The organism is Microvirga lupini (genome assembly GCF_014191055.1).
Taxonomy (GTDB): domain Bacteria; phylum Pseudomonadota; class Alphaproteobacteria; order Rhizobiales; family Beijerinckiaceae; genus Microvirga; species Microvirga lupini_A.
In genome coordinates this window covers 23,462-44,646 of the sequence record NZ_JACHWB010000007.1, presented here as the reverse complement: position 1 = coordinate 44,646, position 21,185 = coordinate 23,462, and the positions used below count along the sequence as shown (strand labels likewise).

Genomic DNA, 21,185 nt, shown 5'->3' with positions numbered 1-21,185 from the left:
CATGAAGGACATCGTCAAAGGACTGGCCGTTCTCAACGGTCTGGCGCTGATCGGCACGTCGGCACTTGTCTGGCTCATGGGCCGGAATTCCGTCGTCGAAATGCTCGACATTGCGTCCTATGTGGGCCTCGGCATGGGGGCCTTGGGCGCCCTCATGTTCGTGGGCTCGACCTCCGGGTCGAGTGCCTCGACGGGCATGGCCGCCAGCGCAGCGGATCAGCCTAGCCGGATGATGGATGCGCTCTGGGGCGACAAGGCATCGGGCATTTCGACGGGAGCCCTGTTCGTCCTCGGCGGAATCACCTGGCTTTGCATGGCGTGGCTGCTCGCCATGGTGTTAGATAGCCCCAACTAAGGCCAACCAATTCACAATCTTGAGCGTTGTGCCTCCGAAGAGGAGGATGCATGGCCACGCCACCGGTCGACGAAAAGCTCAAGCGCAGCGCCGAGCATGCGCAGGAAGCAGCCGAGCAGACGCAAGAGGCTGCGGAAAACACCCAGCAAGCGGCAGAGCATACGCGGGCTGCCGCGAAGACGACCGCCACCGCGACCGTTCAACTCAAAGATTCCGCCGACCGGCGCACGGAGCTCGCCGCCAACCGCACGGTCTTTGCGGCCGAGCGCACCTATGCGGCCTGGGTGCGTACGGGCCTCGCCTCGCTCGCCTCCGGCATCGGCGCACAGAAGCTGCTCGCGGGCGTGGTGCCGGGTTGGATGATCCTCTCTACCGGGTCCGTCTTGATTCTGTTCAGCGCCTTCTGCTTCGCCGCCGCTGTCTGGCGCCAGGTTTTCACCGGCTCGCAGCCGCCGCACCCGGATGTGCAGCGCCTTCCGCCGTTCCTGCTCGTGCTGTTCAACGGGTTTCTGGCGCTCGTCTCGCTCGCAGCTTTGTTCGGACTGTGGTTCGGGCAGACGAGTGGGGATTGAGGCAGGATGTTTGGTGTCTTGGACGAAGGACTCGGTCTGAGCTAGTCTTTGCCGGTTGGGGTCTCAGGCCGGGAGGACGATCCGATGCGGAGCCGGCAGATGGCGCTCACGTGCGATCACGTGGCGCGTGTTCATCGTGCTCTCGAGGACCCCGGGCCCGAACCGGGTCTCGTCTATCACTCCGATGACGAGTACGATGCGATCGTGGAGACCATCCTCGCCACGCACCCTGCGGGAGAGGATGCCTGGCTCTTTGCCTACGGCTCGCTGATCTGGAAGCCGGAGGTGGAGCATGTGGAGGCGCGACGGGGCAGGGCTCATGGATGGCACCGCTCCTTCTGCTTCAGGATCACCCGCTTTCGGGCCACGAAGGATCAGCCGGGCCTCATGATGGCGCTCGACCGGGGAGGCCAGTGCCGAGGAATCCTCTACCGGCTTCCCGGCCAATCCCTGCAAGCCCAATTGGGAAAGCTGTTCCGGCGTGAATTTACCGCAAAACCGGCAAACAGCATGCCGCGCTGGATCACGGTCATGACGGACGAGGGCCCGGTGACAGCCCTCGCCTTCGTGATGAATCGTCAGTCGTCTGCCTATGTCGGACGGCTGACCCTGAATGATGTGGCTGACGTACTCGCCAAAGCCTGCGGCCATTGGGGCTCAGGGGCCGAATATCTCCACAACACGGTTATGCATCTGGAAGAGCACGGCATCCACGACAGCAATCTCTGGAGATTGCAAAGACTCGTGGCCGCCAAGATTGAAGAAGCGGAAGGCAGGTAGCGCCACAAGCCGGAGGCTGCGGCGCTGTTTCCCTGCTGCTTCACCCCAGCAAACCCTGCTGCTCGGCCATCTCCTTGAGGCTTACCTGCGGGCGGGCGCCGAGGTGGCTGATGATCTCGGCGGCGGCCAGTCCTCCGAGGCGGGCGCAGTCGGTCAGATCGAGATTCAGGGTGAGACCGGCCAGGAAACCGGAAGCGAAGAGGTCGCCGGCGCCGGTGGTGTCGATCACGCGCTCCACGGGGAAGGCCGGCACGGCCCTGGTCTCGTCGCGGCTCACGATCAGCGCGCCCTCGGCCGAGCGGGTGATGGCGCCGAGCACGTTCTCCTCGCGCAGAGCCGCGAGTGCGGTGTCGGCGTCCGACGTGCCGTAGAGGCTCTGCAGCTCGTGGATGTTGGCGAAGAGGATGTCGAGGCTGCCGTCGCGGATGAGGCCGAGGAACTCGTCGCGGTAGCGGTCGACGCAGAAGGCGTCGGAGAGCGTGAGCGCCACCTTGTTGCCGGCCTCGTGGGCAATTGTCACGGCCTTGCGGAAGGCCTCCTTGGCGGCCGGCGGATCCCAGAGATAGCCTTCGAGATAGACGATCTGAGAGGCGCGCACCGTATCCGGGTTCACGTCGTCGGGCGTGAGGTTCTGGCAGGCGCCGAGATAGGTGTTCATGGTGCGCTCGCCGTCCGGCGTCACCAGGATGAAGCTGCGGGCGGTGGCCGGGCCGTCCTGCGCCGGCGCCACGTCGTAATGGACGTCGATCGCCTTGAGATCGTGCGCGAAGAGTTTTCCGGTCTCGTCGTTCTTCACCTTGCCGATGAAGCCGGCTTTCACGCCGAGGGAGGCCGCACCCGCCGCCGTGTTGGCACCGGAGCCGCCCGACACGATGATGGCCGGGCCCATATCGCCGTAGAGTTCTTCCGCCCGCGCCTCGTCGATGAGCTGCATGGCGCCCTTGTGGACCTTCTTCTGCAGGAGGAAGGCCTCGTCCGTATGGGCGAGCACGTCAACGATGGCGTTGCCGAGGGTGAGAACGTCGATGCGGGTTTGGGACATGAGCCACCGGGGTTATGAAATGACGGGGCGCTTTCGCATCCGGGGCAGGGGAGGTCAAGCTTTTACCGGGGAGAAACAGGTGCTTGGGCATCGCTTGGAACGGCACAACCGGCCCCGCGCTCCCGCTCCTGCGCCTGGTCGAGAACGGCCAGCAGGGCGTCGAGCTCTTCCGGGGTCAGGCCGCGGATCTCCCGCGCCAGACGGTTGGCGAGCAGCGTCGCCTTGGGGTCTGTGTTGGCCGTGTCGATCTTCACCTTCGGGTCGGAGAGGTCGGCCAATCGCGTGAGTTCGTCGGCCTCGTCCCAGATGATGTGGAAATACTGCAGCACGCCCTGGATCAGCGTCCAAGTGGGCTTGCCGCGTTCGCCGCGCTCCAAGGCCGACAGATAGGCGCTCGACACGCCGAGATGGGCTGCCATGTCCTTCAACATGCGCCCGCGCTCCTGGCGCAGCTGCCGCACCCGTTCACCGAAGGGTGTCATTGGCTCATCATCCCGCACTCCGCCGCCGGCGGAGCCTGACATAGAGTGCACCGGATCCGCCGTGCTGGGCAGAGGCCTCCTCGAAGCCGATCACCAGGTGGCGCAGGTCGGGCAGGCGCAGCCAGTGCGGCACCATGCGGCGCAGCACGCCGCGCTCCTCGAACAGGCCGTTGCTCACCGCTGCACCGCCCTTGCCAGTGATCACCAGGACGAGCGCATGGCCGGAGCCCTGCGCGCGATGCAGGAAGCTCAACAGGGCGAAATGCGCCTCCTCCTGGCGCATTCCGTGCAGGTCGATGACGCTGTCCACATCCTTGCGGCCGCGGCGCAGGGCCTGGAGCGTCTTGCGCTCCACAGGCGCGAGCGGCGGCATGGGAGGTTTTAGCGGCGGGAGAGGGGGCAGGGCCGGCGGGAGCTTCGCCACCGCCGGGGCAGGGGCGGTGGCGGGGTTGTCCTCGGGCTCCGGCTCGGGCGGCAGGGTCTTGCCCTGCATGGGTTTCACATGCCGGGCCACATGGGACCAGAGCCGCTTCTCCTCGGGGCTGAGCTGGCGGGTGCGGCTTTTACGGGTCATGAACGGGGTTTGGGCTGCAGGACCACGAAGCGCACGGAATGGCGCATGAGCCCGGCGCGACGGCCCGCATCCTCGCCGCTGCCGAAGAAGAAATCGCCCCGGGCCGGTCCGACGATGGCCGAGCCTGTATCCTGCGCGATCATGAGACGCTGAAGAGGCTCCGCCGTCTCAAGCGTCAGGGGCAACTGCCCGTCGAGCCAGATCGGCAGGCCATAGGCCCACAGGGATCGGTCGACGGCGAGGCTGCGGCCGGGCACGAGCGGATGGCCTGCTCCGCCGATGGGGCCGTCCTCCGGCGCCAGCTCCGCGGCTTCGCGAAAAAAGATGTAGGATTGGTTCTGCCGCATCAGGGCCTTAGCCGGCTCAGGGTTATCCTTCAGCCAGCCCATGAGCTTTTCGAGCGTCATGGATTCCAGGTCCATCGCGCCCTGCTGCACCAGCACCCGGCCGATGGACGTGTAAGGCCGGCCGTTACGCCCGGCATAGGCCACCCGCATCACGGAATCGTCGGTGAGGCGGATGCGGGCCGAGCCCTGCACATGCAGGATGAACGCCTCGCCCGGCTCGCGAAGCCAGACGATGGGCCGAGCGAGGTCGCCCAGGACACCGTCCTCGATGGCGGCACGGTCCGGATAAGGTTCATAACCGTTCGAGGTGCGCCGTGCCGCCTGAAGGCCTTTCTCGATCCCCGGCAGGGTCTCGCCTTGCGGGATGGTGACGAGGTCCTGCGGCCGGTCGAGCAGGGGAACCCGGTAGGCGGCATCCGGACTGCGCGAGCCCTGGAATTCGGGCTCGTAATAGCCGGTGAGAAAGCCGCCACCCGTATGGGGAACGACCAGATGGGGCTGGAAATGCGTCTCGAAGAAGCGTTTCGCCTCGGCCATGTTGGCCTGAGGCGTTTTCAGGGCCTCGCGACATACGGCGAGAAGATCCGCTTGCGGCGCCTGCGCGGGCCGCAGCTCGGCGGAGGCGGCCTCGAGCGCCCGGCAGGAGCGCAGGAACGCCCGGAAGGCCGTCGCATGATCGTCCGCCTCCCAGCCGGCGAGATCCGCGAAGGCGAGGGGCTCCAGGCGCGCGAGGTCCTTCAGGGCCGATCCGGCCGCGGCAGCGCACATGCTCAGCGTCCAGATGAAGAGACAGGCGACAAGGACCCGTCCGGCATCTCTCATTGCCCCGCTTCGGTCGCCACGAGCAGCCAGTTGGGATCGCGGCTGCCGAGCGTCCGGGCGAAGGTCCACACGTCGGTGACGTCGGCCACGGTGTCGAGGCCGCCGTCCACGACGGTGCCGGAGGCATCGCGGGTGGCGGTGATCAGCTTGGACAGGAAGCGCACAACCACCTGGGCATTCTTGCCCTGGAGCTCGGCTCCGGCCATCTCGGCCTTATCGATGGACACGAAGGTGGTCTCCACCGTCTCGCCCCGGCGCTCGCGCTCGGTGATCGCCCGCTCGAAGCCTTCATAGACCTCGCGTGAGAGAAGATCCTTGAGGGTGTTGCGGTCGCCCTGGGCGAAAGCCGTGACGATCATTTCATAGGCGGATTTGGCGCCTTCCAGGAATTCGGCAGGATTGAAGCCCGGCTCGATGCGAACGATGCCATCGAGCGCCTGAGCCGTCGGCGTGCCGGGCTCGGCAATACCCTTCCAGCGCTCGGCCGGGGGAGCCTCGGCGGCGGGACGCGGGCCATTGGCCCCGGGAAGGCGCACCACATTGTGATCGGGCTCGGCCGGCGCGTTGCCCGGGCGCAGGGGGGCATCCCGGCGTGACATCGGATCGAAAGGCGGCTGTTCGTTTCCGGTCTTCTGTCCCAGCACCGAGCGGAGACGCCAGATCACGAATACGGCGAGAACAATGAAAATGAGGGTCGTGATGTCGAAGGAATCCTGCATCGTCGATCCGTTGTGAGCCTGCCCGCGCCCGGTTGCGGCCGGGCGTTGTGTCGAGGAGGTGAAGGTGTCATCCTTCGCATATGGGGTCTTGAGGTCGTAACATCCACCTCTGCCCCCGACAAGCGAATGAGTTGGCTCAAAATCTTGCTTCCCGCATGTGAAGCATGGTAGCGCGAAGATCCATGGCCCGCCGCCGCAGACGCCTCATCCGACGAGGCGTTCCGCCCGGGCTCGACGAGACACCCCCTAGGGAGCACCACACCATGGCCGAGAATGCGGCAAACAACGCAGCGCCTTCGCTGAACGCCCTTGCGCAATACTGCAAGGATTTCTCCTTCGAGAACCCCAACGCCCCCCGCTCCCTGCAGCAGCAGTCGGAAGGCCCGCAGATCAACCTGCAGGTCAACGTGAACGCCAAGCAGCTCGCCGAGGCCGATTTCGAGGTCGACCTGACCCTCGAGGGCGATGCCAAGATCGGTGGCAAGGACGTGTTGTTCGCCTTCGAGCTCACCTATTCGGGCGTGTTCCGCATCCAGAACATCCCGCAGGAGCAGCTCCACCCGGTGGTGATGATCGAGTGCCCGCGCCTTCTCTTCCCCTTCGCCCGCCAGATGGTGGCCGATGCGGTGCGCAACGGCGGCTTCCCGCCCCTCTACATCGACCCGATCGACTTCGTGGCCCTCTACCGCCAGCGCGCCGCCGAGGTGCAGGGGCAGGAGAACGGCGTCGGCCAGACGCTGTCGTAAGCGCTCGGACGATTTTCGAATTTCCCAGATCGGGCGAGGCAGGTGACTGCCTCGCCCGATTTCTTTTTTGAAGCTGCTCGACGACGACATTCGCGTTTCATCGGATCCGCAGACATGTTGCGGTAATAATACACCCTTGCAAAAGCTTCGCCGTTTGCCTTCAGGCCACGCCCCTTAAGAAGCAATTCCTTGTATGAGGTAGCCTATGCACCGGGGTGCTTCGCGCCGCCCCGCATAAATATGTCCGGCTGGGGGAGATTGGCATGTTGTTCGCTCGCAACGATCGAGGCGAAAGACCGATCCGCTTGCACAAGCATCTGCTGCTGGCCGGAACGGCGTTGGCAGCCCTGCCGCTGGGGCTCATCATCTGCTCAGGAGAGGTCCAAGCTCAGGATGCCACTTGGCTGGCGACGCCTATCTCGAATGACTGGCGCCTGGGAGCGAACTGGAGTTCCGGCATCGCGCCGCTCGGCACCGCGATCTTCGGTGAATCCGACGTCACGTCTCTGAACGTCACTGACGTGAATATTGGAACGCTGCGGTTCGATGCGGCAGCTCCAGCCTATACGCTCACGAACGGTCCAGGTGGGTATTTCGAGATCACTGGCGCCGGCATCGTCAATCATTCGGCAAATCGTCTGATGATCGCCAACAGCGGACAGATGTTCTTCTACAATGCCAGCATGGCTGACAGCGCCATCATCGCCAACAGCGGACATATTCGATTCAGGAATACCAGCACGGCCGCCGCCGCCACTATCACCACGACGGATAATGGATCGATCTTCTTCGGAGAAGAGGCGAGCGGAGGCCAAGCGCGACTCATCACCCAGTCTGGACTGGTCGACATCTCGTGGCTCACCAGTTCCGGCATGAGCGTCGGCTCGATCGAGGGGTCAGGCACCTATTACATTAGCTCGAAAGCGTTGACGGTCGGCGGCAATGGCCTGTCCACGACCGTCAGTGGGACGATTCAGGATGGCGGCAACCGCGGCGGCACCGGCGGCTCCCTGATCAAGGTTGGCGCCGGCACGCTCACGCTGTCAGGCGCCAACACCTATACCGGCGGCACGTCCATCGAGGCCGGCACCCTCGAGATCCAGAACCCCAGCGCGCTCGGCAGCGGCAACGTTACGCTCAAGGGCGGTCACCTGCGCTCCGACATCGCCGGCACGGCGACGCTCGCGAACCCCATCGTCGTCAGAGCGGGCGATCCCGTCCGAACGATCTCGGCCGCGGCGGGCCAGACGCTCAACATCAATTTCAATTTCGTCGGCAACGGCGCGGTCCTGCAATTCGGCACCGCATCGGACACCGGAACGGTGAGCATTGGCGGCACGGTGAGCGGCGGCTATGGAATCTATTGGATCGACGTGGCCGGCGGCACGCTGAAAGCGGGGTCCCGGGCGCTCAGCACGCTTCTCAGCGGCGGCGCACAGGCGCTGACCATCCGCGAGAACGCCACCGTCGATCTGGCATCTTACGATTCCACCTTCTTCGACCTGCGCGGGCGGGGCACGCTGACCGGCAACGGCGCGACCTTCTCGATCAGCGAGGGCGCCTTCGACGGCAATATCAGCGGCAACACCACCCTGAAGAAGATCACGCCCGTCACGCTCACCCTGAACGGCAGGAACACGCTGACGGGACCGACGCAGGTTCTGAACGGTCTTCTGGTGGTGAACGGATCCCTGGCTTCGTCTCCGGTCTCGGTGAGCCATGACACCCATGGCAGCGGCACCCTGGGCGGCACCGGCACCGTCGGCAGCCTGTCGGTTCTGTCGCGCGGCACGGTGGCGCCGGGCAATTCCATCGGCACCCTGACCGTGAACGGCAACGTCTCCTTCGCGCCCGGCTCGACTTACGCGCTCGAGATCGACAAGGCCGGACGAGCCGACCGGATCGCCGCCAGCGGCGCGGCGACGCTCTCCGGCGGCACGGTACGGATTCTTCCGGATCAGGGCACCGGTTATGCGGAGAACTCTCCCTACCTCATCCTGACCGCGCGAAACGGCGTGAAGGGAACATTCGCCGGCACGAGCGGCGGCAATTTCGCCTTCGTCACACCCACCCTCGCCTATGACGACGACAAGGTGACCCTCACTCTTGTCCGCAAGATGGATCCGGATGAGCCGGACAATCCCGCGGATCCGGACGAGCCCAGACCGATCCGCTTCCATTCGGTCGCCGAGACCGTCAACCAGTACCGCACCGCCGATGCAGTCGAGGCGCTGGGATCCGGCAACCACCTGTTTCAGGCGGTGCTGGGATCGAGCGACGGTGCCGCGCGCCAAGCCTTCGATGCTCTGTCCGGTGAGGCGCATGCCTCCGCCATGAGCGTGGCCTATGAGGATAGCCGCCTGGTGCGGGAGGCGATCCTCACCCGCCTGCGCGAGCCGATGGGTGCGGGCTTGCCGAGTTTGGCGCAGGGCTCCTACGCCGCCGCCTATGCCGCCGACCGGCCGGGGGCCGCTCCGCAAGACATCGCCGTGCCAAGCATGGGCCTCGATCCGCACCGCTTCGCGCTCTGGGGCGAAGGTTTCGGATCCTGGGCCAAGGTGGCTTCGAACGGCAACGCCGCCTCCCTCGAGACCTCCACCGGCGGCTTCATCCTCGGTGCCGATGGCGCGCTGGACCCGGTGTGGCGCCTAGGCCTCGCTGGCGGCTTCACCCGCACGAGCTTCGACATCAACGGACGCCTGTCCTCGGGCACCAACGAGAGCGTCTTCGGCGCGCTTTACGGATCAGGCTCCTGGGGCGCCTTCTCCTTAAGGCTCGGTGCGGCTTACGCTTGGCATGATGTCGATATCCGGCGTCGAGTGCTGTTCCCCGGCTTCGCCGACGCGACCGAGACCTCCTACGATGGATGGTCGGCTCAAGGTTTCGCCGAACTTGGCTACCGTTTCGATCTCGCCGGTGTGCAGTTCGAACCCTTCATCGGCGGCTCGATCCTGCGCCTGCACACGGGTGCCTTCCAGGAAGAGGGCGGGACCGCCGCACTCACCGGCTTCGGGCAGGACCAGGATCTCGCCACCACCACCCTGGGCCTTCGCGCTCAGGCGCGTCTGAGCGCCGACGTTCCGCTGGCAATCCGCGGCATGCTGGGCTGGCGCCATGCCTTCGGCGATGTGGAGCCCGAGGCGCTCCTTGCCTTTGCGGGCAGCGCCGCGGGCTTTGCGGTGTCAGGCGTTCCGGTGGACCGGGATGCGCTGGCTATCGAAGCCGGGCTCGACTGGAAGGCTTCCGATTCCCTGAGCCTCGGTGTCGCCTATGCGGGCCAGATCGGTGCGCGGGCGCAGGATCATTCCCTCAAAGGCAATCTCGTCTGGCGCTTCGCCACGCATTGAGACGGCAAAGCGCTCCAGGATCGATTACGACGCCTCAGGCTTCGTCTCACCGAGGTACTCGCGCCAGATCGCGCTCGATCCGAGAGACTGGATGAAGGCCTCATGCGCCGCGCGCTCGGCCTCCGTCAGGCGGGAGATCAGGGTGCGCGGCCGGGCATTGCGGGCGGCCTGTTCCGCCGCTGCGGCACTGCGGCGGGCCGAGGGCTGGAGCGTGAGGTCGAAGCCCACCTGCCGGCCGCCGATGAGCTCGATATAGACCTCGGCCAGGATCTCGGCGTCGAGGAGCGCCCCGTGCTTGGTGCGCCGGGAATTGTCGATGCCGTAGCGGGCGCAGAGCGCATCGAGGTTGTTGGCCGCGCCTGGATGCTTGCGCCGCGCCATACTGAGCGTATCGACCGCGTCGGCCAAGTTGAACTGCCGGTGCCCGGTGCGGGCGAATTCCGCATTCAGGAAGCCGATGTCGAAGGCCGCGTTATGGATGACGAGCCGGGCATCGCCGACGAACTCCGCGAACTCGTCCGCAATCGCCGCAAAGACCGGCTTGTCGGCCAGGAACTCGTCCGAGAGCCCATGCACCGCGAAGGCGCCGGGCGAGACCGGGCATTCCGGGTTGATGTAGACGTGATAGCTCTTACCCGTGGGGATGTGGTTGAGCATCTCGACGCAGCCGATTTCGATGACACGGTCGCCCTTGGCCGGGTCGGTGCCGGTGGTTTCGGTATCGAGAACGATTTCACGCGACATCGCAAAAACTCTTCATCAAAAACGGTGACGCCGGCCGGGACGGGCGGCGAGGCAAACGAGGATGGAGCGCACCTGAGCCTCGGCGGAAGCAAAGCCGCGGCTGGTGTCGACCAGGAAATGCGCCCGGGCGCGCTTGTCGGCGTCCGGCATCTGCTTGGCCAGGATGGCAGAAAATTTCTCCGCCGTCATGCCGGGCCGGGCAAGCACGCGCTGGCGCTGGACCTCGGCGGGCGCCGTGACCACGAGAACGGCATCGCAGCGCGCCTCGCCTCCCGTCTCGAACAGCAGGGGAATGTCCAGCACGGCGATGGGCGCGAGTGCGGAGATCTGTTGAAGAAAAGTCTCCTCTTCCTCCCGCACCAGGGGATGCACGATGGACTCGAGCTGCTTCAGGCGCTCCGGGCTGTCGAGAACGGCGGCCCCGAGTTTGACCCGGTCAACGGCGCCGTCTCTCGCGGTGCCGGGAAAGGCGCGTTCGATCAACGGCGCGGCGCGGCCGCGATAGAGCCGGTGCACGGTGGCGTCGGCATCGTGAACCGGAACCCCGAGCTTGCGGAAGAGATCGGCGGTGGCCGACTTGCCCATGCCGATGGAGCCGGTGAGTCCGAGCACGAAGGTCATGTCGAGGCCTCGAGATCGGCCAGGATCAGCGCCCGCAGATCCGGCGTGACCTCCGGGGTAACGCCGAACCAGCGCCGGAAGCCCGGCACCGCCTGGTGCAGCAGCATGCCGAGACCGTCGACGGTTCGTAAATTCTGGGCCGCCGCGGCCGCCAGGAGAGGTGTCTCCAGCGGAACGTAGACGATGTCCGCCACCACGGCATTGCGGGGCGCGCGGGAGAGGTCGATGGCGAGTGGCGGCTGACCCGCCATGCCCAGCGACGTGGTGTTGACGATGAGTTGCGCATGGGGAACCACCCGCCCGAGCGCCTCCCAGGCGGCGGTCTCGATGGGAACCGAACTACCCGGCCTGAGATCCCGGGCGAGATCCTCCGCCTTCAGTCCCGTGCGGTTCGCCACGAAGATGCGCTTGAGGGGCCGGTCCTGGAGGCCCGCCACCACGGCGCGCGCGGCCCCGCCGGCGCCGAGCACGAGGGCGGTTTCCACATCCTGTTCCCAGCCTATCCCCAACGTCGCATCGAGATTGCCGATGAATCCGAGGGCGTCCGTGTTGTCGCCCCAGAGCACCCCGTCCTCGACCCACAGGGTGTTGACCGCGCCCACGCGCTGCGCCCGCTGGGTCCTGCGCGCGACGCCGAGGAAGGCCATCTCCTTGTGGGGCAGGGTGACGTTGCCGCCGGCATAGCCTTGCGCGTGAAAGCCGCTTAAGAATTCCCCGAAATCCACAGGCGCCACATCGATGCGCTCATAGGAGCCGTCGAGCCCATAGGCTTTCAGCCAGTGACCATGGATCAGCGGCGAGCGGGAATGCTTGATCGGATGGCCGACGACGAAGGCCTTCGTCATGAATTCTAGTCCTTGAGCATCGTGCGGACCCGGAGGGCCGCGTCAGCGAAAAGTGGATCCGGTTTTCCGGACACACGATGCTCTCATTCAAGAAGAAAGCATCGGATTCAATCCCAAAAGTGGAATCCACTTTTGGGTCGAAGGCTTTAAAGCGCCAAGCAGCCGAGGCGGCGCAGGGCAGCGAGAAGCGGCAGGAGAGGCAGCCCCAGGATCGTGGAGTGGTCTCCCTCCACCGCCTCGAAGAGATGAATGCCAAAGCCTTCGAGCTGGTAAACGCCGACGCTTTTGAGCACATCGGGGCCCGCGAGGTCGAGATAGAGGTCGATGGCCTCGTCCGTCAGGGGTCGCAAGGTGAGACGGGCGGTTCCCGAGAAGCGCTCGACCACCTGCCCGCCGATGGCAAGGGCTCCTGCGGAATGAAGATTGTGCTGCCGACCGGCGAGGCGCTTGAGCTGGGCATGGGCGGCCGCCCGGTCAGCCGGCTTGTGAAACACCTCGCCGTCGCAGTCCAGGACCTGATCGGCCCCGAGCACCACCCTGTCCGGATGGCGGCGGCTGACCGCCAGGGCCTTTTCCGCCGCAAGCCGCCCCGCGAGCGACAACGGGTCGAGGGCCTCATGAGCGGCTGCCTCTTCGATGGCGCGTTCGTCGATGCCGGCATTCTGCGTCTCGACGAAAAGTCCCGCGCTCACGAGCAGGCCGAGGCGGGTGGCGCTGGTGGAGGCGAGCAGCAGTTTTTCCGAAGGGGTCCAGAGGGCTGGCATGGCTCAACTCGCGTTCAGGCGCTGGCGACGGTCGCGGTAGTGATCGATGATCGCGGCCGCCGTCTCCTCGATGGAGCGGCGGGTCACGTCGATCACCGGCCAGCCGTTGCGGGCAAAGAGCCGCCGGGACGCCGCCAGTTCCTCGGCCACCGCCTCGCGGTCCACGTAAGAGGTGTCGTCATCGGCGTTCAGGCTCAAGAGCCGGTTCTGCCGGATCTGCACGATGCGCTCAGGGGTCGCCACGAGGCCGACGATCAGCGCGGTCTTCGCCGTCTCCAGCACTGCCGGCGGCGGCACGCCGGGCACGAGGGGGATGTTGGCGGTCTTCAATCCCCGGTTGGCGAGGTAGACCGAGGTTGGGGTCTTCGAGGTGCGGCTCACGCCGACCAGGATCACGTCCGCCTCGTCGAGATCGTGCGGCAGATGCCCGTCATCGTGCAGGAGTGTGAAGTTCATGGCGTCGATGCGCTTGAAATACTCGGCGTTCAGCATGTGCTGCGCACCGGGCCGCGCGGTCGAATGGGTGCCGAGATAGGAGGAGAGCAGGGCATGCACCGGCTCGAGCACGGAGAGATAAGGCGAGCCGGTGGCGCGGCAGACTTCCTCCAGCCGGCTGGAGAGCTCCTGCTCGACCAGAGTGTAGAGCACGATGCCCGGCGCCGTCTCGATCTCGTGGATCACCCGCTCCAACTGGGTGTTGGAGCGCACGAGTGGATAGACATGCTCGATGGCCGCCACTCCTTCATATTGCGCCACTACCGCGCGGGCGACGGTGATCAGGGTTTCGCCCGTGGAGTCGGAGACGAGATGGAGATGAAAATAGCTGCGTCCCACGGCCCGAATTCTCCATGAAGAGGAGTCGATGAGTGTGGATAAAACGCTTGAGCTGAGAGGTCCAGCAAAAGGCCCTGTGGGATTCCCTGCAAACCATCAACAGGGCTCCCGGTTGTGCGAGTCTGGAATCGGCCTTCTGGGAGAATCCGGCACGAATCAGCGCCAAGAATTTGATTCAGGTTTGGTTAAGCTTCGTTAACGGGCTGTTAAGCTTTAAGATTTCGGAAAGGATTGTGGCGAGCCCGCCCCATCCGTTAATGAACCCTTAAAGCCCCGGGCCGTGTGGACCGCCTGTGGACGGGGTTGCGGCTTTGTGATTCACGGCCCAAGAGAAACATCAGATTCTAAGATTCAAAGATTCTTCTTTTAAGAGAGGCCCTGTGAGCACACGTTCCACCAAGGCGATTTTGCGCGTGCTGAACGGCGAGCCGGTCTGGCCTCTGCCGATCTGGATCATGCGTCAGGCCGGCCGCTACCTGCCGGAATACCGGGAGACCCGGAAGCAGGCGGGCTCCTTCCTCGACCTCTGCTACAATCCGAGGCTTGCCGAGGAGGTGACGCTTCAGCCGATCCGCCGCTTCGGCTTCGATGCCTCGATCCTGTTCTCCGACATCCTGGTCATCCCCCATGCACTCGGACAGGACGTGCGCTTCGTCGAGAATGAGGGACCCCGGCTCGATCCGGTCACCGAGGCCAAGGATTTTTCCAGGCTCGCCGACGAGCTGCCGCTGGAGCGGCTCGATCCGGTCTTCGAGACCCTGGATCGCCTGAGCAAGAGCCTGCCGAAGGAGACCACACTCCTCGGCTTTTGCGGTGCGCCCTGGACGGTGGCGAGCTACATGATCGCCGGCAAGGGCACCCCGGACCAAGCGCCCGCCCGTCTGACCGCCTATCGCGACCCGGCCTTCATGGACCAGCTGATCGACCGCCTGGTGCGGGCATCCACGGCCTATCTCATTCGCCAGATCGATGCAGGCGCCGAGGCCGTGCAGATCTTTGAGAGTTTCGGCTCGGCCCTGCCGCCGGCCCTGTTCGACCGGCTGTCGCTCAACCCGATCCGCCGCATGGTGGAAGGTCTTAAAACCGCACGGCCCGACGCCAAGGTGATCGTGTTCGTGCGCGGTGGCGGGGCCAATCTCCACCGCTTCGCCGCAGCCGGGATCGGCGACGGGCTGGCGCTCGACTGGACCCTCGATCCGGCCTTGGTGCTGCCGACACTGCCGAACACGCTGGCCACGCAGGGCAATCTCGACCCGCTGGCGCTGATCGCCGGCGGCCAACCGCTGGAGCAGGGGATTGATCACATCCTCAGCACCGTGCGCGGCCGCCCGCATATCTTCAATCTCGGGCACGGCATTCTGCCGGAGACACCGATCGACCACGTGGCGCAGATGATCGCCCGTGTGCGGGGGGCTTAAAACATAATGTTGTATCTGTGGCTCAAGGCGTTTCACCTCATCGCCGTCATTGCCTGGATGGCCGGCATGCTCTACCTGCCGCGCCTCTTCGTCTATCATTGCGATGCACCGAAGGACTCGATCCAGTCCGAGACGTTCAAGATCATGGAGCGGCGCCTGCTCAAGGCGATCATCAACCCGGCCATGATCGTCACCTGGGTGCTCGGCCTCTACCTCGTCTGGGACGGCGGCTGGTACACCTCCGGCTGGATGCACGCCAAGTTCGCCCTGGTGCTGATCATGTCCGGCCTGCACGGCGTCTATGTGCGCCGGCTGAAGGAGTTCGCCGCCGACAAGAATACACGTCCGGCGAAATATTATCGCATCCTCAACGAGGTGCCGACCGTGCTGATGATCGGCATCGTGATCCTGGTGATCGTGAAGCCGTTTGGATGATGCTCAGAGCTTGATCTCGCCCTCATCCATGCCGTGCCAGTAATGGATGCGGGTGGCGTGGACCTTGATCAGGACGAGGCCCGGTGTGTCGATACCGTCCTTGAACCAGATTTCGAGATCCTTCGTCCAATGCTGCTCGAAGGCTTTCTTGTCGCGGATCAGCTCGGCGCGCCCTTCGACCGCAATGAAGATCGGGGGCTTGCCGAGAAGGCTCTTGCTGCCCTGGAAGGCCAGTGACACTTTCGGATCCCGCTTGATGTCGTCGATGGTCCGCGTGTCTTCGTAGGAGAAGAAAAACGAATCGCCCTCATAGGCAACATCGCCGTTGTTGCTCATGGGCCGGCCCGCGATCTCGCCGCCTTCGGCATGGGTCGAGAGCATGGCGAAGTCGATGTCGCGCATCTTGTCGGACAGGTCGGCGAGGGTCAGCTGGCTCACGGCGGTTTTCTCCTTGATCGGCCAGCGATAACCTCCCTCCGAAACCATCCGTTCCAGAGACAGGCGATGAAGGCTCTTGTGATCGCCGAAGAAAACCGCTAAATAAGAATTCTCCTTCCTCCAAGTCAGGTGCGCTGCACGGGCCCTCAGGGCTCTCCAGTCACGGTTCGTGAACCCGGCGGCCCTGTCGAACGTTTTTCTCAATCTCCCCGCGTCCAGCTTCATCCTGCCCGCGACCTTACCCCGAGAGTGTTCCCCGATGAGGGAAATCAAGCTTCAAGATCTGAAATCCAAGACGCCCACCGAACTCATCGCCTTCGCCGAGGAGCTCGAGGTCGAGAACGCCAGCACCATGCGCAAGCAGGAGCTCATGTTCGCGATCCTCAAGCAGCTGGCGGCGCGCGAGGTGGAGATCATCGGCGCGGGCGTCGTCGAGGTGCTGCAGGACGGCTTCGGCTTCCTGCGCTCGGCCGATTCGAACTACCTGCCCGGACCGGACGACATCTACGTGTCGCCCTCGCAGATCCGGAAATTCGGCCTGCGCACCGGCGACACGGTGGACGGCCCGATCCGTGGGCCCAAAGAGGGCGAGCGCTATTTCGCGCTGCTCAAGGTCAACACGATCAATTTCGAGGATCCGGAGAAGATCCGGCACAAGGTTCACTTCGACAACCTGACGCCGCTCTTCCCGCATGAGCGCTTCAACCTCGAAATCGCCGATCCAACGCGAAAAGACTTCTCGCCGCGCATCATCGACATCGTGTCGCCTATCGGCAAAGGCCAGCGCGCGCTCATCGTGGCGCCGCCGCGCACGGGTAAGACCGTGCTGATGCAGAACGTGGCGCAGTCGATCACCACCAACCATCCCGAGTGCTACCTCATCGTGCTGCTCATCGACGAGCGGCCGGAGGAAGTCACCGACATGCAGCGCTCCGTGAAGGGTGAGGTTGTGGCCTCCACCTTCGACGAGCCGGCGACCCGCCACGTGCAGGTGGCCGAGATGGTGATCGAAAAGGCCAAGCGCCTCGTGGAGCACGGCCGCGATGTGGTGATCCTGCTCGACTCGATCACCCGCCTGGGCCGCGCCTACAACACGGTGGTGCCGTCCTCCGGCAAGGTGCTCACCGGCGGTGTCGACGCCAACGCCCTGCAGCGCCCGAAGCGCTTCTTCGGTGCGGCGCGCAACATCGAGGAGGGTGGTTCGCTCACGATCATCGCCACCGCGCTGATCGATACCGGCTCGCGCATGGACGAGGTGATCTTCGAGGAGTTCAAGGGCACCGGCAACTCGGAGATCATCCTGGACCGCAAGGTCGCCGACAAGCGCACCTTCCCGGCCATCGACATCACCCGCTCCGGCACTCGCAAGGAAGAGCTGCTTGTTCCGGCCGACACGCTCAAGAAGATGTACGTGCTGCGCCGCATCCTCAACCCGATGGGCACGGTGGACGCCATCGAGTTCCTGCTCGACAAGCTGCGTCAGACCAAGTCGAACAGCGATTTCTTCGATTCGATGAACACCTGAGCCCGAACGTCGGCTCCGATCATCAGCCCCATCCTCTCCTCAGAGGGTGGGGTTTTTCTTTGCGCTCAGAACACCCCCATCAACGCCAACACGATCAGGGTCAGCACGGCGGAGATCAGGAGCGAGCCTGCACAGCCCAGTCGGTTCGAGAAGAAAAAGAACATCCGTGCTCCTGTGCCTCAGGGATTGCCGCATTATCGGCTGACGATGCCGCTCGCCAGCACAACGCCCGAGGTCGCCAGGATGATGCCGACCCACGCGGCGGGACTTGGGATTTCTCCCAAGACCGGAATGGCGATGAGCGCCGCGAGCACGATCGCCAGGGGCGACACGGCCGCCGCCCGCGAGGCGCCAAGGCGGTCGATGGCCATGCCGTAGAGAATGATCCCGGCAACGCCCGAGAGCAGACCTTGGAGCAGCGCCTGCAGGACGATCGGACCGGCGAGGCCCTTGCCGAATGCCTGCACGAGAGGCGGCATGCCGAAAGGCAGGAGGATCAGGAAGGACCAGAGCCCGATGAGGGCCGCGGCCTGCAGGACCGACAATCCGGAGTGGCGATAGGCATGGGTGTAGATCCCCCACAGGCCCGCGCCGGTGAGCAGCAGGAGATGACCGCGCCAGACGCCATCAGCGGCAAACAGCACCCCATAGCCGCCGATGCCCGCGATGCCGACCAGGATCAGGACGAAGCCGAGGACCCGCACACCCGCAAGCCGCTCCCCGAAAAGCAGCCAGCCGATGAGGGCCACGAAAAGCGGCATGGTGCCCGGCAGGAGCGGACCGATCTCCGCCGCAGGCGCGAACTGCATGCCCCACGCCACGATGAGAAAGAACGGAGCGCCGGATCCGAGAAGGCCGAGGCCTTTCAGGAGGCTCAAGTCTTTGGGGAAAAGACCGATGCGCCAGGCAATCGGGGCGAGCACCAGGGCTGGCACCCCAAAGCGCAGCAGGCCTACGGCGGCAGGCGGCAGATCGTGCGTGACCGCATGACGGGTGGCAACGGCCCAGAGCGCCCAAATCGTCACGGTGGCGAGCGCTGCCAGCCAGCCGACGAGGACATGTCGGGCGGTGGGGTGCGGCGATGTGCCAGCAAGATCGGACATGGCAGGCCTCCTTCGATGGCCTTGAGCATAGACTTGCGGGGCAGGGCATGTCCTTGCAAAGTTCATCTTGAAGGGGACGTGTAATTGGCAGAAGATTGCGCCAAATCATCTCGTGTGAGCTCATGCCCTATATCGATCTCGACGGCATCGACCTGCGGATCCTGAATGCCTTGCAGTCAGACGGGCGCCTGACCAATCAGGAACTGGCCGATCAGGTTGGCCTCTCGCCCTCACCCTGTCTGCGCCGGGTGCGCCGCCTCGAACGGGACGGCTTCATCCGCACCTACCGAGCCGTGCTCGACCGGGAAGCGGTGGGCCTGGGCCTCACCGTCTTCGTCGAGATCAAGGTCGAAAAGCATTCCCGCGACAATGCGCAGGCCCTCCAGGAGGCGCTTCTAGGCATGCCCGAGGTGGTGGCCTGCCACATGGTATCCGGAACCGCCGACTTCATGGCCGAGATCGTGGTGCCGAACCTCAAGTCCTATGAGCGCCTGCTCACCGAAAAGCTCCTGACCCTGCCGATGATCGGCGACATCCGCTCCAACTTTGCCCTGACGCGCGTGAAATCCGATGCAGCCCTGCCGCTGACGCATCTGAAGCGGGAAGGGATTAAATCGGAGCCGGATTGCTGAGGCAGGGCATCATGCCGGGCTGCCGGGTTCCTCCGCCAGCATTTCCCGCACCCGCGCCTTCAACCCTTCCGCATCCATGACGGGCAGCGAGCAGCGCTGCCCGGCGCAGACAAGGGCCTGCGCTTGCGTGCCGGAGGCGGCGAGGGCTTTGGCGGGATGATTGTCGTCCAGCGTTTCGTCACCGCGCAACCAGCGCACGCTGCGGTCGGGATAGGGGATCTGCAGGGCCGCCTCGTGGAGGGATGCTGCATTGTTTCCCGTGACGACGATGCTCAAGCCCCGCAAGTGCAGGTCGAGGGCGTTGAGGATCGAGGTGTGGCCGAGCGGGGAGCCACGGGCGACGCCCACGAGCCGGCTCAGGACATCGGCAGCTTTCTGGATGTCATCGGTCGTCTCCGTGATCTGGGCCAGCCGCACGAGCGCCTCCGTGAAGACCCCGTTGGCGTTGGGCACGGCCTCGTCATGGGTCGGCTGCGGTCGCACAACGAGAGGGTCCGCTCCCTGAGCGGTCATCGCGAGGCAGCCGGTCTCCCTGACCATGAACTCCCGGAGCAGGACGTCGCGCCATTTTTCAGCATCCCGCAGGTAGGCGGTGTCGGAGGTCGCCTCATGAAGAGCGAGCGCGGCCCGCATCATGGCGGCATGATCGAGGGCGAAGCCCGGGAAGATCAGGGAACCCCCGCGCCAGGAATGGCCGAGCCGGTTGTCGCGGCTCATCGTCACGGAGATGAAGCGATAGGCCCGTTGCGCCAGCGCGATCCAATCCGGACGCCCGAGAAGGGGCGCGGCTCGCACGAGGGCGCCGATCATCAGGCCGTTCCAATCGGCCAGCACCTTGTCGTCGAGGTCGGGCCGCACCCGCAAGGCGCGCCGCTCCAGGAGTTTCTCGCGCAGGGCAGCAAGACGCTGTTCCACGGGGGCGGGGGCTTCGCCGGAGATGAGCCGGTTCGGGATGTTGTGGCCCTCGAAATTGCCCTCCGGGCTGATGTCGTAGACTTTGCTGAAAAAGGCGGCGTCCTCCTCGCTTAAGCTCTCGCGGATCTCGGGCAGGCTCCAGACATAGAACCGGCCTTCCTCACCCTCCGAATCCGCATCAAGGCTGGAGGCAAAGGCGCCCTCCGGCGTGGTCATCTCCCGCTCGAGCCAAGTGACGATGCCCTCGGCCGCCTGCCGGAAGAGGGGACGGCCGGTTTCCGCGAACCCTAAAGCATAGAGCTCCAGGAGCTGCGCGTTGTCGTAGAGCATTTTTTCGAAATGCGGCACGAGCCAGCGCTCGTCGACCGAGTAACGAGCAAAGCCGCCGCCGAGATGATCCTGGATGCCGCCTAGCGCCATCCGCTCCAGGGTCAGAAGAAAGCGATGCCGTGCGGCGCCGTCGTTGGTGCGGCCAGCATAGCGCAGGAGATATTCGAGGATGGGCGGATTGGGGAATTTCGGCGCTCCTTTCAGCCCGCCATGCTCCGTGTCGATCAGCTCCGTCAGGCGCAAACCCATCCGGTCGAGATCGGCGAGATCGAGCCCGCCGCCGTCGCCCGCCTCAACTTTGGCGAGGTGCTGCTTGATGGCATCGCGGTTTTTCAGAACCCGCTCGGGCTCCGCGTGATAGAGGCGGCTGATCTCGCGGAGCACCGCCACGAAGCCGGGGCGGCCGAAGCGCGGTTCCTTGGGGAAGTAGGTGCCGCCCCAGAAGGGCTCGCCCTCCGGAGTCAGAAACATGGTGAGCGGCCAGCCGCCGGGCTCGCCCAACAGGTGCAGGGCGCTCATATAGACATGATCCACATCGGGCCGTTCCTCCCGGTCGACCTTGATATTCACGAAGAGCTCGTTCATGACCGCGGCGGTGTCCGGATCCTCGAAGCTCTCGTGCGCCATCACATGGCACCAATGGCAGGCGGCATAGCCGATGGAGATCAGGATCGGCTTGTTCTGCCGCGTGGCCTCGGCCAGGGCCTCGGGCCCCCATTCCCACCAATGGACAGGATTGTCCCGGTGCTGCAGGAGATAGGGGGACGAGGCGTCCTTGAGGCGGTTCATGAATCC

The 21,185-nt window shown here is 65.0% G+C and carries 22 protein-coding genes; 9 read left to right on the top strand and 13 right to left on the bottom strand.

Annotated elements, in window-relative coordinates:
* Position 1: 1 nt before the first annotated feature.
* The 3 genes from FHR70_RS20070 to FHR70_RS20060 all read left to right on the top strand — a co-directional run bounded on the left by FHR70_RS20070 (position 2) and on the right by FHR70_RS20060 (position 1,707).
* Positions 2-355, top strand: coding sequence for a hypothetical protein (locus FHR70_RS20070; RefSeq protein WP_183453539.1), 354 nt, complete (start codon positions 2-4; stop codon positions 353-355).
* Positions 356-405: 50 nt separating this feature from the next.
* Positions 406-927, top strand: coding sequence for a YidH family protein (locus FHR70_RS20065; RefSeq protein ID WP_183453537.1), 522 nt, complete (start codon positions 406-408; stop codon positions 925-927).
* 84 nt (positions 928-1,011) lie between these two features.
* Positions 1,012-1,707 (top strand): gamma-glutamylcyclotransferase, encoded by a 696-nt coding sequence (locus FHR70_RS20060; protein WP_183453535.1) that lies wholly within the window; start codon positions 1,012-1,014, stop codon positions 1,705-1,707.
* Positions 1,708-1,747: 40 nt separating this feature from the next.
* Here the strand turns inward: FHR70_RS20060 and FHR70_RS20055 are convergent, their stop codons facing one another.
* The 5 genes from FHR70_RS20055 to FHR70_RS20035 all read right to left on the bottom strand — a co-directional run bounded on the left by FHR70_RS20055 (position 1,748) and on the right by FHR70_RS20035 (position 5,693).
* A complete protein-coding gene (locus FHR70_RS20055; protein ID WP_183453533.1) occupies positions 1,748-2,749 on the bottom strand; it encodes an adenosine kinase in 1,002 nt (333 codons plus the stop codon).
* A 62-nt stretch (positions 2,750-2,811) separates the two neighbouring features.
* Entirely contained in the window at positions 2,812-3,231 is a 420-nt protein-coding gene (locus FHR70_RS20050) for a helix-turn-helix domain-containing protein (RefSeq protein WP_183453531.1), read from the bottom strand.
* A gap of 7 nt (positions 3,232-3,238) precedes the next feature.
* The gene (locus tag FHR70_RS20045) at positions 3,239-3,805 is read right to left on the bottom strand and encodes a Smr/MutS family protein (RefSeq protein ID WP_183453529.1); all 567 of its coding nucleotides are present in this window, start codon (positions 3,803-3,805) and stop codon (positions 3,239-3,241) included.
* Positions 3,802-4,974, bottom strand: coding sequence for a murein transglycosylase A (mltA, locus tag FHR70_RS20040; protein ID WP_183453527.1), 1,173 nt, complete (start codon positions 4,972-4,974; stop codon positions 3,802-3,804). Before mltA ends, FHR70_RS20045 begins: the two co-directional genes overlap by 4 nt.
* Positions 4,971-5,693 (bottom strand): Tim44/TimA family putative adaptor protein, encoded by a 723-nt coding sequence (locus FHR70_RS20035; protein ID WP_183453525.1) that lies wholly within the window; start codon positions 5,691-5,693, stop codon positions 4,971-4,973. Before FHR70_RS20035 ends, mltA begins: the two co-directional genes overlap by 4 nt.
* Positions 5,694-5,956: 263 nt before the next feature.
* On the opposite strand from FHR70_RS20035, the gene secB reads away from it, so the two are divergent.
* Together secB and FHR70_RS20025 are read left to right on the top strand one after the other, a co-directional pair.
* Positions 5,957-6,439, top strand: a complete 483-nt coding sequence (gene secB, locus FHR70_RS20030) for a protein-export chaperone SecB (RefSeq protein ID WP_183453523.1) — start codon at positions 5,957-5,959, stop codon at positions 6,437-6,439.
* Positions 6,440-6,702: 263 nt separating this feature from the next.
* The gene (locus tag FHR70_RS20025; protein WP_183453521.1) at positions 6,703-9,786 is read left to right on the top strand and encodes an autotransporter outer membrane beta-barrel domain-containing protein; all 3,084 of its coding nucleotides are present in this window, start codon (positions 6,703-6,705) and stop codon (positions 9,784-9,786) included.
* A gap of 24 nt (positions 9,787-9,810) precedes the next feature.
* Here the strand turns inward: FHR70_RS20025 and dnaQ are convergent, their stop codons facing one another.
* From dnaQ to FHR70_RS20000, 5 genes are all read right to left on the bottom strand, one after another.
* Positions 9,811-10,530: a DNA polymerase III subunit epsilon gene (gene dnaQ / locus FHR70_RS20020; protein ID WP_183453519.1), complete on the bottom strand. Its 720-nt coding sequence runs from the start codon at positions 10,528-10,530 to the stop codon at positions 9,811-9,813.
* 15 nt (positions 10,531-10,545) lie between these two features.
* Positions 10,546-11,151 carry a dephospho-CoA kinase gene (coaE, locus tag FHR70_RS20015; protein ID WP_183453517.1) on the bottom strand — a complete coding sequence of 202 codons (606 nt, stop codon included), beginning with the start codon at positions 11,149-11,151 and terminating at the stop codon, positions 10,546-10,548.
* Positions 11,148-11,996 (bottom strand): shikimate dehydrogenase, encoded by an 849-nt coding sequence (locus tag FHR70_RS20010; protein WP_183453515.1) that lies wholly within the window; start codon positions 11,994-11,996, stop codon positions 11,148-11,150. The genes coaE and FHR70_RS20010 overlap by 4 nt, the downstream gene beginning before the upstream one ends.
* A gap of 146 nt (positions 11,997-12,142) precedes the next feature.
* A complete protein-coding gene (locus FHR70_RS20005; RefSeq protein WP_183453513.1) occupies positions 12,143-12,760 on the bottom strand; it encodes a Maf family protein in 618 nt (205 codons plus the stop codon).
* 3 nt (positions 12,761-12,763) lie between these two features.
* Positions 12,764-13,594 carry a pyruvate, phosphate dikinase/phosphoenolpyruvate synthase regulator gene (locus tag FHR70_RS20000; RefSeq protein ID WP_183453511.1) on the bottom strand — a complete coding sequence of 277 codons (831 nt, stop codon included), beginning with the start codon at positions 13,592-13,594 and terminating at the stop codon, positions 12,764-12,766.
* A 380-nt stretch (positions 13,595-13,974) separates the two neighbouring features.
* On the opposite strand from FHR70_RS20000, the gene hemE reads away from it, so the two are divergent.
* Together hemE and hemJ are read left to right on the top strand one after the other, a co-directional pair.
* A complete protein-coding gene (gene hemE, locus FHR70_RS19995) occupies positions 13,975-15,012 on the top strand; it encodes a uroporphyrinogen decarboxylase (RefSeq protein ID WP_343058854.1) in 1,038 nt (345 codons plus the stop codon).
* Between the two features lie 9 nt (positions 15,013-15,021).
* Complete coding sequence (hemJ, locus tag FHR70_RS19990) at positions 15,022-15,447, top strand: protoporphyrinogen oxidase HemJ (protein ID WP_183453753.1); 426 nt, start codon at positions 15,022-15,024, stop codon at positions 15,445-15,447.
* Positions 15,448-15,450: 3 nt separating this feature from the next.
* Here the strand turns inward: hemJ and FHR70_RS19985 are convergent, their stop codons facing one another.
* Positions 15,451-15,885 (bottom strand): pyridoxamine 5'-phosphate oxidase family protein, encoded by a 435-nt coding sequence (locus tag FHR70_RS19985; protein ID WP_183453509.1) that lies wholly within the window; start codon positions 15,883-15,885, stop codon positions 15,451-15,453.
* Between the two features lie 259 nt (positions 15,886-16,144).
* Between FHR70_RS19985 and rho the strand changes: the two genes are divergently transcribed.
* Positions 16,145-17,410: a transcription termination factor Rho gene (gene rho, locus FHR70_RS19980; RefSeq protein ID WP_183453507.1), complete on the top strand. Its 1,266-nt coding sequence runs from the start codon at positions 16,145-16,147 to the stop codon at positions 17,408-17,410.
* Positions 17,411-17,604: 194 nt separating this feature from the next.
* Here rho and FHR70_RS19975 read toward each other — a convergent pair whose 3' ends face one another.
* Positions 17,605-18,513 carry a DMT family transporter gene (locus FHR70_RS19975; RefSeq protein ID WP_183453505.1) on the bottom strand — a complete coding sequence of 303 codons (909 nt, stop codon included), beginning with the start codon at positions 18,511-18,513 and terminating at the stop codon, positions 17,605-17,607.
* Positions 18,514-18,635: 122 nt separating this feature from the next.
* Between FHR70_RS19975 and FHR70_RS19970 the strand changes: the two genes are divergently transcribed.
* Positions 18,636-19,145 (top strand): Lrp/AsnC family transcriptional regulator, encoded by a 510-nt coding sequence (locus FHR70_RS19970; RefSeq protein ID WP_183453503.1) that lies wholly within the window; start codon positions 18,636-18,638, stop codon positions 19,143-19,145.
* Between the two features lie 9 nt (positions 19,146-19,154).
* Here FHR70_RS19970 and FHR70_RS19965 read toward each other — a convergent pair whose 3' ends face one another.
* Positions 19,155-21,179, bottom strand: coding sequence for a thioredoxin domain-containing protein (locus FHR70_RS19965; protein WP_183453501.1), 2,025 nt, complete (start codon positions 21,177-21,179; stop codon positions 19,155-19,157).
* Between the last annotated feature and the right edge of the window lie 6 nt (positions 21,180-21,185).